A 15,855-nucleotide genomic window follows, 5' to 3' on the forward strand; every position below is an offset into this window, starting at 1 on the left:
AACGGCCAAATCAAGTCTTAAATCAAAAATTGTATGGGAAAGTCGGCTACAAGGAAGTCGCACCAGTGCATTTCTCAGTGAAGTATTAAGTAACAGCGGCCATTTTTTAATTCTGAAGAGTTTATCAGACTTGATATTAGCTGGTTTGTTCAAATTTATCACAGATCCAACTGAATATTTACTAATAGTAGCAATGCTTGTTCAGGCTTGGTATCTGTCGAACTCGAAATGCCACCGTTTTTGGGGAAACCTGATCTGCGTTGGTAGATTTTTTCCAAAATCCTAGTCACGTTGTCTTTTGGTTATTTTCTCTGATGATTGCTACTTTGCAAGGATTGCGATTCCATTGGGCTAAGGGTATTGATGATTGGCTGATTCCACTGGAAAGTTTGGTAAGGGCTCTGATGGTGGTAGCTTTTTATGTTGTGATTGGGATTAAGTCTCAATATTTAATTGCTAATTTAGAATTGATAGTGACATTTTCGCGGACGGCAACGCACTGGTTTCTTACTTGGAGTATGGTGTTTATCGGTTTGCTTTTAGGGTTGCAGTCGGTACAGATTGTCAAACAGAGAAAGCAGCTACAAAAAACAGCTCAACTACTGGGAAACATGGCAGAATGGGGGATGGGAAGTCATGTAGTAGACACAGCGCTTAATAATCCAGCAGGTTTGGCTTTTCAAAAGTGCGATCGCACGATTTTATTTATGGATATTCGCGGTTTTACAAGTTGGTGCGAAAAAACTTCCCCTGAGACAGTTGCAGCGGTTATCAATGAATATTACCGTTGTGTTGAACCAGCCGCCGCCAAGTTTCAGCCTTTAAGAATAACTTTTACAGCCGATGAAATTATGGCGATTTATGCTACGCCACAGCAGGGAATTGCTGCGGCTAAATCTATGAGTAAAGCTGCTTTAGAAATGCTTGAATTATATGGAATTGGTGCGGGATGCGGAGTGCATTGCGGGAGCGTTATTGAAGGGCTATTTGGCGGTGCAGATGTTCGGACTTATACGGTGATTGGTGATGTTGTCAATACAGCAAAACGCTTAGAAAGTGCCACGCCTGGTGGTGCAATTACTATTTCTGATGCTGTTTATCAAGGGATGTCACAACGTCTAACGGTGGAACCTTGCGAACCGATAGTGGCGAAAGGTAAGACAGCAGCTTTAATTGCATGGTGGTTAATATAGCTAGCCGTCAGGAATGACGAATTTAATATTATTGATTTTTTCGACCATCGGACATGGTGGTTCCTGCCATACTTGCTCGATCGAGACTAGCACCATCCATGTTCGCATTGCGGAGGTTCGCATTAGAAAGATTGGCATCTCTCAAGTCGGAAAAGCGCAAGTCTGCACCGTCTAAATTAGTATTGGTCAAGTTAGCTTTCCTAAAATTACTATTGCTGATTCTCGCTCCTATTAAAACTGAGCCACTTAAATCAGTGCTTGCTAGGGTTAGTGTTGACAAAATCTGCTATAGCCTTTCTCAAAAAGATGAGGTATGACTGACAGCTTATATAACCGCTTAAACCAAGAGGGCTGAAGCCCAACAACATACCTCATCTTTCTGAGAACCGCTATATCTCGAAAGTACCTCCGCTGAGGTTAGCATCTGATAAGTCTGCTCCTGTAACGATCGGATTTTTTAAGGTGAGGTTAACTAATTTTACACCTCGGAGGTCGCAGCGGATGCAGCTTTTAGTTAGGAGCAGGGTTTCGACGTTGGCGTTGATTTGGTCAATTTCCTGTTGGGATACCTTTTCGGCAAATTCGGGTGAGACGTAACCGAGGTTTTTGGGGTCGTCTTTTTTGGGTGGTTGGGGAGTTTTTGGTTGCCCGATCGCACTTAGTTTTTTTATATTTTATCATATTTGTGTTCACATCTCAGTTAGGATTGCTATAAGCTGTTAGTCATTTAAATTTATTGCCTCAACCCCTTACAGTATGGGATCTGGCACACAAATAGTGCATTTTGAATGTCGAACAGCTTAGCAATTTTTAATTGAATGAGCTATGGCCTTCTCAATTACCAATTACCGATTCTCAGGCAAATGAAACTTACTATATTTACCTTCCCATCCCCCGATTTGGTGGCTCCTCGTTCGGGACAGGCAAAGAAGTTGGTCTTACCTGCCGCTCCAAATACTTGCTCAAAGCGTAAGCGATATTACCGCGAGTCATCGGCTTCAAAGGATTAATTGCATTAGTTCCGACTTCAAGATTCACAAACCCTTCATACAGTGCAGTAGCCATAGACTTTCTAGCCCAACTAGGAATTTCCCCTGCATCTGGATACCTAGCTAAAATCTCGGCAACGGTGGCGTCTGGAAACTGAAAAACCCCATAAGCTTGAGCAAAAATCGCCAAAGCCTCAGCGCGAGTCACCCTTTGATTTGGGAAAAACATTCCGTCGCGATATCCACTCATAGTTCCCGTTTTCAAAGCAGTTTGAATCGCACTGTAAGCCCAGTAGCTTTTAGGTACGTCGGGCAATTCCATATCCGGTTTCTGAGCTGTTTTCCGCCGTTCCAAACCAAAAGTTTTCAGTAAAATTACCGCCAAATCGGCGCGACTGATAATGCTTTCAGCATTAAAATTGCCGCTAGAATCTTTATTCATCAATCCTGCATTGACAACCCGGTCGATCGGGTCAATTATTTGTTGAGATTGAACCACCGTTGGCACTCCTTGCGCTAGCGCGATCGCAAAAAAAACACAGACTAACTTTTTCACGATTTTAATCCTTTGTGCTGCTCAAACAATTATTAAAGCAGCAGCAATATTTTCTCCGGTTCCATCGGTATGATTCTGAGATTTCGACCGCCGGCTAAATAGCGGGATTTCATATTAAAATCAAATCTTTGCTTCCGGCAAAGCGCCCTGCATTTTACCCAACCAATCAATCAAATTATCCAACTGCTTTTCGGCGCTCAAAACAGCCATTCCGCGAATAGTAACCTTCCCCTTGCTGTAGACAAAACGAGAATGTAGATGTTCGGGCAAATTAGCCTTGAGCAAATTCCAAGCAGGCTCCTCCATCGGCGTTTCCAAAACAATGTGCTGCTTATTTTCCGGTTTAATCCGAGAAAAACCGATTTGCTTGGCGATTTGTTTGAGTTCGACAACACGAATTAGTTGCTGCGCTGGTAGAGGAATCTGCCCGTAACGATCGCACCAATCGGCCCGAATCTGTTGCAACTCTTCGAGAGTATTCGCAGAAGCCACAGACCGATAAGCGCTCATCTTTTGATCCAGATCTCCAATATAATCGGCAGGAATAAACGCCGTCAAACTGAGGTCGATTTGTGCATCCTCAACCTTGGGAATTTCCTGACCCTTAATTTCGCGAATCGCCTCCTCTAACATTTCAGCATATAAATCAAAACCGATCGCCTCCATTTGACCAGACTGTTCCGTACCCAACACATCACCAGAGCCCCGAATTTCCATATCCCGGACAGCCAACTGATAGCCCGATCCCAACTGCGCGAACTCTTGAATTGCCCGCAGCCGCTGCCTTGCAGCATCCGACAGTTGGTTCTGCTTGGGATAAAACAGCCAAGCGTGAGCTTGAATCCCCGCGCGTCCCACCCGTCCCCGCAACTGGTACAACTGACCCAAACCAAACTTCTGCGCGTCCTCAATCAAGATTGTATTGACGCGCGGAATATCCAAACCCGACTCAATAATCGTAGTGCACACCAAAATATCAAACTCTGCCGCACTGAAAGTCAGCATGATCGATTCTAGTTCCGCAGCATCCATTTGACCGTGGGCGATCGCAATTCTCGCCCCCGGAACCATTGTTTGCAACGTATCCGCCAACTCATCAATCCCCTCAATCCGAGGTACAACATAAAAAACTTGACCGCCCCTGTCCAACTCTTGACGAATTGCAGTCCGCACCACCTCCAAATCGTAGGGGGCCAAATGAGTCTGAATCGGGCGGCGGCTGGGCGGCGGAGTCGCAATCAAACTCATCTCCCGAATCCCCGATAGAGACATATAAACAAACCCAAATCCCGAAATTTAATCGCTTTACTCAAAACAGACTGAGTACCGACAATCACGTCTAACTCCCCAGTTGCTAGGCGTTTGTGAATTTCCCGGCGTTCAGTTTCTGTGCGGAAGCGATTGAGCAAACCAACTTCGATCGGATAAGGCGAAAAACGCTCTGAGAGCGTGTGATAGTGCTGTTGGGTCAAAATTGTCGTCGGCGCGAGCAAAGCCACCTGCTTGCCCGCTGTAATTGCCTTAAAAATAGCTCTTAGAGCAACTTCCGTCTTGCCAAAACCGACATCGCCGCAGACCAAGCGATCCATCGGTCGATCGCCCTCCATGTCGCGTTTCACATCCAGAGTAGCCTTCAACTGATCCGGCGTTGGTTGGTACGGGAAAGAATCCTCTAACTCTTGCTGCCAAGGCATATCAGGAGGAAAAGCATAACCCTGTTGCTTAGCTCTTTTTGCGTAAAGATTCAGCAAATCTACTGCTACTTTCTTAACAGCTTTGCGAACTTTTGCTTTAGTTTTTTCCCAAGTTTGACCAGTCAACTTGTTGAGATCCGGCACTTTATCGCCGACAGTCCGAAACCGCGACAGCGCGCCCAATTGATCCGCCGCGACTCTCAGAGTACCGTCAGCGTATTGCAACACCAAATATTCGCGAGTTTCCCGATCGATCGTCAAGCGTTCCAACTTGAGAAACTTGCCCACTCCGTGCTGGCGGTGCACCACATAATCCCCCGGACTGAGCTTGTTCGGGTCAACCTTTTTAGAAGCGGCGCGGCGGCGCTTGCGGACGTAGCTAAATGTAGCGAGAGAATGCTGACCGTAGAATTCTCGATCGGTAATTAAAACAATCCGAAAAGTCGGCAGAATAAACCCTTCCAACTCTGCCAGCCCGCTGTACTTCAAAGCAACCGGAATGTGCTGCAACTGCAACTTGTCGATCGCCAAAAAATCGCGTGGATTCACCACAAACTGAGCCGGACAGTCGTGTTCCGACAGCAGAGAGACCGATCGACTCGGTTGAGCCGAAACCAGAAACACCGTAAAACCGCGATCGCGCTCTTCCCGGAGCATTTGAGACAGCTTCGCGAATTGGTGAGGCATCACCGGCACTGGCCTGCTGGACAAATTAACCGCAGGCGGTAGCTGCTCGCCCCCGGAGGAGCTTTTAATTTTTTGAGTAGTAGAATCTTCTGCTAATTCTGAAAGTTCTAGCCTGTCAAAAGCTGCGACATCTGCGATCGATTCCGCAAAAGTGCGGTGAATTTTCGGAACCTTCAGATTAGCAATTGGCAATCTTGGCGTTTCACCATCAACAACTTCTGATTCCCGATTGCAACTTTCCCATTGTTCCTGGGCATTTTCAAACCAGCGGTCGCTGTGGCCTTCACATCCTTGCGGTTCGTCAACTACAACTAAAGTATTTTCTGGCAAATAATCCAACAAACAAGCTGGTTTCTCGAAGGCTAAACCTAACAGCCTGCGGACATATTTTTCTGCTTCATTTTCTATATCAACAGAGTCTATTTGGTTTGTTTTGTCAAGATTATTTTCAGCTAAAACTGCCTTAATAATTGCGTTAAAGCTAGTAGGAGTTAAAACTAATCGATCGACCTTATCGAGCGATCGCTGGTTCGACGGATCGAACTCGCGCAGTTGATCCAAAGTATCCCCGAACCATTCCAGCCGTACCGGCAACTCCGCCGCCACCGGAAACACATCGACAATATCCCCCCGGCGACTCCACTGGCCCTCCGTTTCCACCAAAGTCACCCGATCGTACCCCATGGAGGCAAGTTGGCGGTCAAGTATCTTTGAGTCTTGAACTTCGCCTCGTTTCAGCGTCAGACAGTAGGGTTCAAAGGCACTTCTAGGCGGCAAGTGAGGCTGGAGAGCTCTTTCTGTAGCTACAATTGCGATCGGCTTTGAGGAATTGGCCGTTTTTTGTTCCCGATCCACCAAATCCGCCAGAACCTGCATTTGCCCCCAGGTCATTTCGTTCTCGTCGGAGTAAGATAGCTCGTAGGGCGAAGCTTCCGAAGTTGGGTAAAAATGTACGGTTTGCCAACCCATCGCCTCTAATTGAGCTACCCAGCGGCCGGCTTCTTCCAGAGTTGCTGTCACGGCTAATAGGTTTCGCCCCTCTTGTTGTGCGAGGGCGGAAGCTACTAAACCTTTTGGTAAGCGGGCGATACCGTTCAGTTGCAAACAGTGATGCCGTTTGAGCTTGTTGAGAAGTTCTGTGGCTAGGGGCGATCGCCCCAATGTCCGAATTATCGAAGAGAAAGTCATGGGCTGTTAGTTTTTATCCCGATGGGCGAAGGATCTTCCCCGCTGCCTAGTAAGTTCGATTGTACGACAAACATCTATCATTGTCTCGATCGGCTGTTGGCAGTTCAACTCTACTGCGGGTAGATTTCTACTAGAAGCCTTGTCTGAATATCTGGAACTTGCGATCGAAATGAGCCCGTTCCGTTAATCTAGGGACAGGTTGACAACAATTTCGATTTTTGCGATCGAGATTGGCAGCTTCCGGGTCTCTCCTGTTGCGTTACCCAAAGACGGATACAAGTTTTCGACACCCGTCGTGGATGGAGAGTCCCAAAATTTAGACCTTAGTTTCAGCCCCCAGATTTATCTGTGGAGTCAATCTAAAATCTAAAATCTAAAATCGACTAACCGGACTGCGCTTGCCGTTACCACCAATATTTTAGAAATGTCCTCAAGTATCGACCTTCTGATTGTTCTCCTGCTGATTTTCCTCAACGCCTTGTTTGTGATGTCAGAGATGGCCATCATCTCAGTACGGAAAGTGAGACTGCAACAGATGGCTAACCAGGGTTCGACGAATGCCCGTGTAGCTTTGGATCTGGCTAATGCCCCCAATCAGTTCTTGCCGACTGTTCAAATCGGAATTACGCTGCTGGCTATCCTGTCAGGCGCTTTCGGAGAAACCACAATTTCTAGAAGAGTAGAGCCTCTGTTGCGCTTGATACCGGCTTTAGCGCCCTATGCTCAGCCGATCGCCTCAGTCATCGCAGTTTTAACGATCACTTATCTGACCTTAATTATCGGCGAACTCGTGCCGAAGCGGTTGGCCCTCAACAACCCTGAGCCGATCGCCTCAAGCGTAGCAATTCCCATGCGAATGCTCTCCAAAATTGGTGCTCCTGCGGTTTATCTGTTAAGTTATTCCACTGACTTGGTGATGCGGCTGATGAGGATATCGCCCTCGACAGAACCGCAAGTTACAGAAGAAGAAATTAAAGTTTTAATAGAGCAAGGAACCGAGGCGGGAACCTTTGAAGAAGCCGAACAGGACATGGTAGAAAGAGTGTTCCGTTTAGGCGATCGGCGAGTCAGCGCTTTAATGACTCCCCGCCCCGATCTGACCTGGCTAGATTTGGACGATTCAGTTGAAGAAAACCGCCAAAAAATGCTTGGCAGCGGTCATTCCCGGTTTCCCGTTTGTCAGGGCGGACTCGACAACGTTGTCGGTTTAGTACACGTTACAGATATGCTGTCGAGAACTTTGACCGGTCAACCCCTCGATTTAAGTGCTTCTTTGCGGAGACCTTTATTTGTACCCGAAAGTACGCGCGGTTTAAAAGTCTTAGAGCTTTTCAAGCAATCTAGCAATCAACTTGCCTTGGTAGTAGATGAATACGGTGTCATTCAAGGATTAGTGACAGTCAACGACATTTTAGTCGAATTAGTTGGCGACTTTCCCTCGATTGAAGATGCCGACGAACCGCAAGCCGTGCAGCGCGAAGATGGTTCTTGGCTGTTAGACGGAATGCTGCCGGTTGAGAATTTCTTTGAACTGTTTGGAATTGAAGAAGTCTCTTTAGAAAATAGGGGAAGTTACCACACAATGGGCGGTTTTGTGATTACAAATTTGGGTAAAATTCCGGCGGCGGCAGAGCATTTTGAATGGAACGGCTTGCGCGTCGAAGTCGTCGATATGGACGGAAACCGAGTTGATAAGATCTTGGTAATGCCGATCGAATCCACGGGCGATCGACCTAAAACCCAACCAAAAACCTAAAATCCATGTAATTTTAATCCATGGACATAATACCCGTAGGGGCGGGTTCACCAACCATCATCGCCGGAAACAAACAATCTCAAAAACCCGCCCCCACCCAACGATGAATCATCACCTACATTTAGAAATTAAATATAAATATCAGGTTGATGTGAATTATTCGTGAGAGTGGGGCGGGTTTTTATATATTGTTGGTTATCGTTATATCTTGTTGGTGAACCCGCCCCTACGAGCTCGCAAATTGTACAATCAATAATAAATCAACTGGACATAATATCACTTCTTCTTTTTTCTTTCATCCTTCCGCAAAGCTTCCACAATAGAACTACCCACATAATTGCTAAAAATTACCTCTCCAGTTTTATTGTAATGACAGCAGCTATCTACATAAACAACATCTTTAGTCTTATCGAACACCTTCACCCCATTCAAAATATTAATCTTATTTTTTTGTAAATTAGGAAACTTACCCAAAAGAGCCGGATATCCAATTTCCACAGCCTTAGCATAAGGAGTATCTTTATTAAAAGCAATCCGCTTCTCGGCATCGCTAAACACCCTTTTTGTCTGATAATATTGATTCGGCTGGAGGACATGAAAATAAGGAACATTGCTAGCCGACAGCACTTTGTGCATAAAAATTGAACTTTTTGCCCAATTCCACGCCATTTGTTCAAAAGCTGCACCATCCTCTAAAACAGACTTATTTTTATTAATATACATCACACTACCCTCGTCATCTTGCTGAGTTTTGCTGCGTTCTTTTTCAAAGGCAATCACATCTCTTCGATAATTGTTGACTAAATTTTGAACGTACACAGAAGTCAAAGCATCGCACGCAGCTAAAGAGCAGTGTTGCAAACTTTCCAAACCCTCATTAATCTTAGTTTTATTTTCTTTGATTCTAATAGTTGCTTGCAAAGCCTTGGTAGAAAGGCTATTATTCGCCAAGCTAGTCAGCGGCGAAATGTGCTGAATGCTCGGCATCGCCAGATTAATCTGATTTTTATTGTTTAAATTAGAAAGTGCTACTTCATTAAAGCCATCTATATTGACTACTAGATCTAATTCTTGACCTAAGGCCAAAAAATAGTTTAAAATTAATAACTGTTGCGGCTGTTTGTAACCGCCTGTAGCAAAAGACAAAATTATAAATTCTTTGTCCTGTAAACCGGGAACCTGTTTTAGGTATTGAGGTAAAATTTTGTTTTGAATTTGAAATATAGAAAAATCTGAAGCCACGGAACCGCCAAAAATTCCGATCACAAATTGATTTTTTTTAAACTTTTTAAAAGGGTAATCGTAAGGAGAGATAAATCCGTAGTTGTTCACCTTAAAACCAGGTCGAAAATCAGCGCTGGGTTTTTGAATAAACCCAAAGAAAGGATGAAACCTTTCGACAATAGACTGATTCAGACGCACTCCTTCTAAATTAATTCCTAAAGCCGACTTATCTTGCGCCTTTTCTCTCGTATAGAAAAATTGCTTGTGCTTGACAAAATACCATCCCAAGGAACCGAGTTCTAGGAAAACAAGTAAAAGCGCCAAGTTAATCAAAGTAATTTTGAGGATTTCTTGGCCTTTGTTAATTAACTTCAAATCTTTCATAAATATTTATTTAGACTTTCTTACTACTTTAATGATGGAACTGGAAATATAGTTTGCCAATACTTCCTCTCCCACTGAATTATAGTGACAGCAAGCATCTTTGTAAACAGTATCTTTTGTATTGTCCAAAATATTTACGGCACTAAACACATTAACCTGAGCCTTCTGCAAATCATCGACTTTGGACAACAGCACCGGATAACCTTTGTTTACTCCTGCGATGTACGGGCTGTCTTTGCTGATGGCAATTTCCTTTTCCTTGGCGGTAAACACTCGTTTAGTTGGATAATACTGGTTGGGCTGGATAAAGTGAAAATATTTAATGTTTCTACTCGATAAAATTTGATTCATGCCGATCGACGATTCGTACCAAATCGAGGCCATTTTCTCAAAAGCAGCAGCCTCTTGCAATACAGACTCAGCTTTGGGAATGTAGACTATACCGCTATTTACGCTGTCTGAGTTGGTTTGTTTGACTTGCGCGTCGTACTTGACAACGGCTTGCTGGTAATTGTTGACTAATTGTTTCACTCTCAGCGAGGTAACGGCGTGACACAAGGCAAGTTGACAATTTTGCAATTTGTCAATACCTGCTTTCAATTGTTTTTTGTTTTCGTTAATTTCGACGATGGAACTCATCACTTCCGGCGACACATTGCTTGCTAAACTTGTCAGCGGCTGTAGGTGCTGGACGCTGGGCATTCCTATTTCTAGTTGGGCTTTGTTGTTTAAATTTGACAGTGCTACTTCGTTAAAACCGTCAATATTGATGACTAAATCTAACTCTTGACCCAAAGCCAGAAAATAATTTAAAATCAATAATTGCTGGGGCTGTTTGTAGCCGCCGTTGCCAAAATTTAAAATGCGAATTTCGCGATCGGCAAATTCTGGATAACTCTGCAATTTTTTAGACAATCTTTGATTTATATACTCATCTACTGCAAAGTTGTTGGCGACTGAACCGCCAAAAACTCCGATAATAAATTGTTTTTTATTGGTTTTAATAAAGGGATATTCGTACAGGGAAAAAAACCCGTGTCTGTTGACTTTTAACTTTAATCTTTCATTGGTAAAAGCACCTTGTTTGAGAACGTAGCCAAAAAACGGGTGGAGTCTTTCTACGATAGATTCATCTAGTCTAATGCCGATACGTTCAATATCTTCGACTACTTTTTCTTTGGCTTTGGTTCTGGTATAAAAAAACTGCTTTTGGTTGATAAAGTAAAAAGCTAGGGACAAAGCTTCCAGACAAATAAAGGCGATCGCCAAATTGACGGCGATTAAAGTTAATATATTTTTGCCTTTTTGGAGTGGCGTTGAATCTTTCATGAAATTTGACTGATTGCGGTTATTTTTTTGGTACTTGAGACTGTTGCAAATTTTCGCACAGATTTCTGTTGATCAGGATGCTGGCCAGTCGGTGTCCGAGTTCGTTCCAGTGACCCCCACAGGGTATAGAATTATCAAAACCGTGGGCGCAGACTTGATATTTTTCTGTATAGCCTTTGAACTGTTCGGCTAAATTCAGTACCCGAAAACCCTCGCGCTCGCCCAATTTTTCCAGCCGCCTGTCGGGATAATATAAATCCTGAATGTTGTGCTTTGTCATCAAATCTTTTCGGACTTTGACATCCCCGAGAACTTGCATCGGATCGCCAATTGTCACAACCAAGAAATCAGCTTTTTTCTGCACGACTTCATTCCGCATTGTCACGATTAAACCCTCTGTCACCCTCCAGGCATCTTTCCAAACTGCATCCTGAGGTGGATTGAAGTTTTGGCTGCTCAAAGCGGTAAAATCTCCAGATAACTGCCGCTTTTTCCTATCTAAATCTACCTTTTTAATCACCTGCAAGATGCGGGAATTGTTGACCAAAAAACTGGGCATTCTATCTACAAAAGAAACTGCTCTTTCGTTGCGAGCGATCGGCGGCAGATTGCGAAAAGACATATCTGGTACTAACTTGCCGCTAGCATCGTAAACAAAAAATGGTCGATAATGGTCGTATTCCAGTTGCGGGGAATTGTTAATTACATCATTGCCAATAAAAAATGCCAGGACTACAATATCAGGACTGTAATCCCATACTTTTTTCCGCAGCATCATCAATTCTTGAGCGGTACCGTAACCCTGAACGCCGAAATTGATGACCTCAACTTTTTTGCGTCCCTTAACGGCGCCGCAGTTACCTAGCTTTCGTTCTAATTTTGACCAGAAAGTTTGTTCGACTGGTACCTGAATTGCTTCGGTGAAAGAGTCGCCTAAAACTGCGACGCGCAAGGTATTGGGAGGTTTGGTTTTGGTGTGTTCGCGATCGCGCAAACCGTCACTATTCACCTGTACAAAACTTACACCTTCCCCATTCCACTCGCCGGACACACCGGGTTTGAGCTTCCAACCCAAATCGCGATCGGAAGTGTGGAAACGAGTTGGCGCGGAGTCTACAACATCTCCTATTTTTGGGTAGCCCTCAACTCTAGCAACTCGCAATCCAATTTCACCGATTACCACCCCCATTAATAAACCGCCGAGTGTCAAACCTAAATTGACACCCAAATTCTTCAACTTGCTCATTCTTTCAAAACAGGGTATAAATAAACGGAGCAATTACAGAACCCTGACTCAATACAATCAAAGCTCCTAAAAAGACTAAAGTCACAATTAATGGTAGCAACCAATATTTTTGGCGTTCCTTCATAAACGCCCACAAATCTTTGAGAAAGTCTAATGTTGATTCAAACACTTAGAAAGGACGCTCCATGCTAACTTTTGTTCTTGCTTTACTCGGGACGCGGTAAGTATCCATTTTGGGATTTAGTTTGCGCCGCATTGCATCTTCGCCAAATATGCCTTTGATAACTCCCATCGGCCAAATTATCAGGTAAAAAACTATCCCCAGCACGATCGGCGTTTCGATTTTGTTGAGGGTAAGTCCAAACCACATCCACCCGTGGTAAATGGGATTGAGCGATTTCGGCGCAGCCAATGCTAACACAATTAGCACTGCGCCGATCGCCCAGGGCCACCAAGGTATAGAATCGCGCCGCAGCAAAGGTACTGCTAAACCGAACAGCACTGCAATTAAGCCGCCAATTAGCAGGCCGAAATCGCGCAGGCCTTTTTTATCGAGTTTTTTTATTTCGTCGCTCATTAGAAATTGGGAATGGGGCATTGGGCATTGGGCATTGGGCATTGGGCATTAGGTATTAGGTATTAGTCATTTATCAGTCATTAACACCAACAAATCACAAATAACCAATAACAAATAACCAATAACTAATAACTAATCTAGTTCAAATTCATTTTTCCAAGCTTCGTCTTGTTTCCAAGGTATTTGTTCCGATTTAGGAATTAAGAAATTCTCTAAAACCAGATAATCCATTTCGGTTCGCATGAAACAGCGGTAAGCATCCTCAGGAGTGCAAACAATTGGTTCGCCTCGGACGTTGAATGAAGTATTTACTAAAATCGAACATCCCGATCGCTCTTCAAAATGACTGATTAAGTCATAGTACCGAGGATTGGTTTCTTTGTGAACGGTTTGGATGCGAGCCGAGTAATCGACGTGGGTAACAGACGGAATTTCCGATCGCGGAATGTTAAGCTTTTCAATGCCAAACAATTCTTGTTGTTCCGCTGTCATGGGAATGCGGAGACTGGCTTTGACTGGAGCAACCAATAGCATATAAGGGCTAGAATGGTCAATCTCGAAATAATCCGCAACTCGTTCGGCTAAGATTGAGGGTGCAAAAGGTCGAAATGATTCCCGATATTTAATTTTCAGGTTCATCACGGATTGCATTTTAGCATTGCGGGGATCGCCAATAATCGATCGCCCGCCCAGAGCCCGCGGCCCAAATTCCATCCGCCCTTGGAACCATCCGACGACGTTTCCCTGTTCCAAAATTTCCGCCAACTGTGGCATCAATTCGGCATCGTCCAATCGATGATAGCTAGCTTTGACAGCATCCAAATATTCCTGAATTTCTGTGTCAGTATATCTTGGCCCCAAATAGGAACCGCGCATTTTGTCGTGACAAGTTAAATGAGCCACAGACTTCGCCACAGTCGCCACAGCTTGGTTTGTAGTAAGGACTTCAGTCCTTTCCTCCTCCTTCGTAGTAAGGACTTCAGTCCTCTCCTCCTTAATCTTATTTACTGCGAGTAGCTCATCAGCAACAGTACGAGTTTGTTCGCAATACTGATACCAAATCGCCAAAGCTGCGCCCAAAGCACCGCCAGCATCTCCTGCGGCAGGTTGAATCCAAATATCTTTGAAAATACCTTCCCGCAAGAGTCGGCCGTTAGCAACGCAGTTAAGAGCAACACCGCCGGCAAGACAAAGATAATCTACATCCAATTCTTTTTTAACTGTTCTGCACAGCCGCAAAACAACTTCTTCTGTAACAACTTGAATGGATGCTGCAATGTCCATTTCCCGCTGAGTTAATTTTCCTTCTGCTGTGCGTGGCGGCCCTTCAAACAGTTCGTCAAATTTTTGATTTGTCATGGTTAAGCCAACAGTGTAGTTGAAATAATCCATGTCTAAACGGAAAGTTCCGTCATCTTTGAGGTCGATTAAATGGGTGAGAATTTTGTCTACATACTTGGGTTCGCCGTAGGGCGCTAAACCCATGAGTTTGTATTCACCAGAGTTGACTTTGAAGCCTGTGTAATAGGTGAAAGCTGAATAAAGCAAGCCCAAGGAGTGGGGAAAATCGATTTCCCACTGAGGTGTGAGTTGGTTTCCGTCTCCTAGCCAGACTGAGGTTGTTGCCCATTCGCCTACGCCGTCGAGGCACAAAACGGCGGCTTTTTGGAAGGGGCTGGGGAAAAATGCTGAGGCTGCGTGGGATTGGTGGTGTTCAGTAAATAGCAGAGATGGCAGTTTATTGCTTTTGCAGTTTGCCATTTCTGCGAGCTCTCTTTTGAGCATGGTTTTGAGGTAAAGCTTTTCTTTCAGCCAGATGGGCATGGCGGTGAGGAAAGAGCGAAAACCTTTGGGTGCGTAGGCTAGGTAAGTTTCTAGCAGGCGCTCAAATTTGACTAATGGTTTGTCGTAAAAGACTATGCGATCGAGTTCCCGCAATTCTATGTTCGCTTCTTTTAGGCAATAGGCGATCGCATTCTTGGGAAATCTGGCGTCGTGCTTTTTGCGGGAAAATCTTTCTTCCTGCGCTGCGGCGATAATTTCTCCATCGCGAATTAAGGCGGCGGCGCTGTCGTGGTAGTACGCCGAGATTCCAAGTATGTTCATCGCTCTCCTCACAAATCGCTATGCGCTCGTATCAGATGTATTTAGAATAGCTAACGATTATAGCTTTAGTGGTGCAGATTTGGAGTTGAGTTTTGCGATCGCCTCTAATTTTAGCTGAATTGATGCTGGTGGGCGGCTGAGGTCGATCGGCTCTTTGACAGCATCCAGCTAGCGCCGGCGAATCCTGCGCGCCCAAGCTCTGAAGTAAGTGCCCACCGGAAATTGATAAAATTCAGCTACCAACCACAGCACTATGCCTAAATGGGACAAAAAAGCTAAACCCGTCCAAGCTGCGGGGAACCACGACAAACGGCTGCCGGGAACCGGAGGAAAATAGTAAGCTGAAAGTCCGAGCAAGGTGGTGGGAAGGAAGACTAGACCGATCGCGGCGGCAAAATAAGACCATCCGAATTCTGTGCCTTCGAGGTGCGCTCCTATCCATTTTTTGCCGTCCCAGTGCCATGTTACGGGCGGTTGGCGATCGGCCATTTTCAGCGATTGTCTTTCTTCGCTAGCGGTAAAAATGTGCTGGCAGAAGTTGCAACCGAGGGCTTCCATCATCGGCATGGTGGAAATTTGACCGGTGCGACAGACAGGGCAGGGATATGTATCTTGATGGTTGAAAGGTCGGGTTGATGGTTTGAGAGTCTGCATGGATCGGGTTGCTTGTCAAGATATTGAGCGATCTTAACAGAGTACAGATGAATAGGTGCGATCGTAAGGTATGTAGTTGCGCTTCAGCGCTCTTTCGTAGATTTTGCAAAAGAGTGCTAATCGGACTTAACTCCAAAATTAAGGTACGTAGTTGCGCTTGAGCGCTCTTTTGTAGATTTTGCAAAAGAGCGCTAATCGGACTTCAGTCCAAATCTTAAGGTACGTAGTTGCGCTTGAGCGCTCTTTCGGAGATTGTGGAAAAGAGCGCTTAA

The 15,855-nt window shown here is 44.7% G+C and carries 13 protein-coding genes and 1 pseudogene; 3 read left to right on the plus strand and 11 right to left on the minus strand.

Annotation, left to right across the window (positions count from 1 at the left end; all coding sequences use genetic code 11):
- The first annotated feature begins 314 nt into the window (after positions 1 to 314).
- Positions 315 to 1,193 carry an adenylate/guanylate cyclase domain-containing protein gene (locus JGK20_RS07405; protein ID WP_293229935.1) on the plus strand — a complete coding sequence of 293 codons (879 nt, stop codon included), beginning with the start codon at positions 315 to 317 and terminating at the stop codon, positions 1,191 to 1,193.
- Between the two features lie 28 nt (positions 1,194 to 1,221).
- Here JGK20_RS07405 and JGK20_RS07410 read toward each other — a convergent pair whose 3' ends face one another.
- The 4 genes and pseudogenes from JGK20_RS07410 to JGK20_RS07425 all read right to left on the minus strand — a co-directional run bounded on the left by JGK20_RS07410 (position 1,222) and on the right by JGK20_RS07425 (position 6,307).
- A complete protein-coding gene (locus JGK20_RS07410) occupies positions 1,222 to 1,473 on the minus strand; it encodes a pentapeptide repeat-containing protein (protein WP_293229938.1) in 252 nt (83 codons plus the stop codon).
- 109 nt (positions 1,474 to 1,582) lie between these two features.
- On the minus strand, positions 1,583 to 1,864 hold the full coding sequence (locus JGK20_RS34450; protein WP_325314724.1) for a pentapeptide repeat-containing protein: 282 nt from the start codon (positions 1,862 to 1,864) through the stop codon (positions 1,583 to 1,585).
- A 208-nt stretch (positions 1,865 to 2,072) separates the two neighbouring features.
- Entirely contained in the window at positions 2,073 to 2,738 is a 666-nt protein-coding gene (locus JGK20_RS07420; RefSeq protein ID WP_293186565.1) for an S-layer homology domain-containing protein, read from the minus strand.
- Positions 2,739 to 2,858: 120 nt separating this feature from the next.
- A pseudogene (locus JGK20_RS07425) lies at positions 2,859 to 6,307 on the minus strand (transcription-repair coupling factor).
- Positions 6,308 to 6,731: 424 nt separating this feature from the next.
- On the opposite strand from JGK20_RS07425, the gene JGK20_RS07430 reads away from it, so the two are divergent.
- Positions 6,732 to 8,063 (plus strand): hemolysin family protein, encoded by a 1,332-nt coding sequence (locus tag JGK20_RS07430; protein WP_293229941.1) that lies wholly within the window; start codon positions 6,732 to 6,734, stop codon positions 8,061 to 8,063.
- Between the two features lie 276 nt (positions 8,064 to 8,339).
- On the opposite strand, the gene JGK20_RS07435 is transcribed toward JGK20_RS07430, so the two are convergent.
- The 6 genes from JGK20_RS07435 to JGK20_RS07460 form a co-directional block, all read right to left on the minus strand.
- Positions 8,340 to 9,671, minus strand: a complete 1,332-nt coding sequence (locus JGK20_RS07435) for a hypothetical protein (protein ID WP_293229944.1) — start codon at positions 9,669 to 9,671, stop codon at positions 8,340 to 8,342.
- A gap of 6 nt (positions 9,672 to 9,677) precedes the next feature.
- Positions 9,678 to 11,000, minus strand: coding sequence for a hypothetical protein (locus JGK20_RS07440; protein WP_293186571.1), 1,323 nt, complete (start codon positions 10,998 to 11,000; stop codon positions 9,678 to 9,680).
- A gap of 19 nt (positions 11,001 to 11,019) precedes the next feature.
- Positions 11,020 to 12,246, minus strand: coding sequence for an SGNH/GDSL hydrolase family protein (locus tag JGK20_RS07445; RefSeq protein WP_293186573.1), 1,227 nt, complete (start codon positions 12,244 to 12,246; stop codon positions 11,020 to 11,022).
- Between the two features lie 4 nt (positions 12,247 to 12,250).
- The gene (locus tag JGK20_RS07450) at positions 12,251 to 12,415 is read right to left on the minus strand and encodes a DUF5989 family protein (protein ID WP_190734603.1); all 165 of its coding nucleotides are present in this window, start codon (positions 12,413 to 12,415) and stop codon (positions 12,251 to 12,253) included.
- A complete protein-coding gene (locus JGK20_RS07455; protein WP_293186575.1) occupies positions 12,416 to 12,823 on the minus strand; it encodes an SxtJ family membrane protein in 408 nt (135 codons plus the stop codon).
- Between the two features lie 132 nt (positions 12,824 to 12,955).
- Positions 12,956 to 14,929: a carbamoyltransferase gene (locus JGK20_RS07460; protein ID WP_293190517.1), complete on the minus strand. Its 1,974-nt coding sequence runs from the start codon at positions 14,927 to 14,929 to the stop codon at positions 12,956 to 12,958.
- On the opposite strand from JGK20_RS07460, the gene JGK20_RS07465 reads away from it, so the two are divergent.
- Complete coding sequence (locus JGK20_RS07465) at positions 14,922 to 15,047, plus strand: hypothetical protein (RefSeq protein ID WP_293150229.1); 126 nt, start codon at positions 14,922 to 14,924, stop codon at positions 15,045 to 15,047. The genes JGK20_RS07460 and JGK20_RS07465 overlap by 8 nt on opposite strands.
- A 50-nt stretch (positions 15,048 to 15,097) precedes the next feature.
- On the opposite strand, the gene JGK20_RS07470 is transcribed toward JGK20_RS07465, so the two are convergent.
- Entirely contained in the window at positions 15,098 to 15,583 is a 486-nt protein-coding gene (locus JGK20_RS07470) for a hypothetical protein (RefSeq protein ID WP_293186578.1), read from the minus strand.
- Positions 15,584 to 15,855 lie beyond the last annotated feature (272 nt).

Source organism: Microcoleus sp. PH2017_05_CCC_O_A (assembly GCF_020738785.1).
Lineage (GTDB): Bacteria > Cyanobacteriota > Cyanobacteriia > Cyanobacteriales > Microcoleaceae > Microcoleus.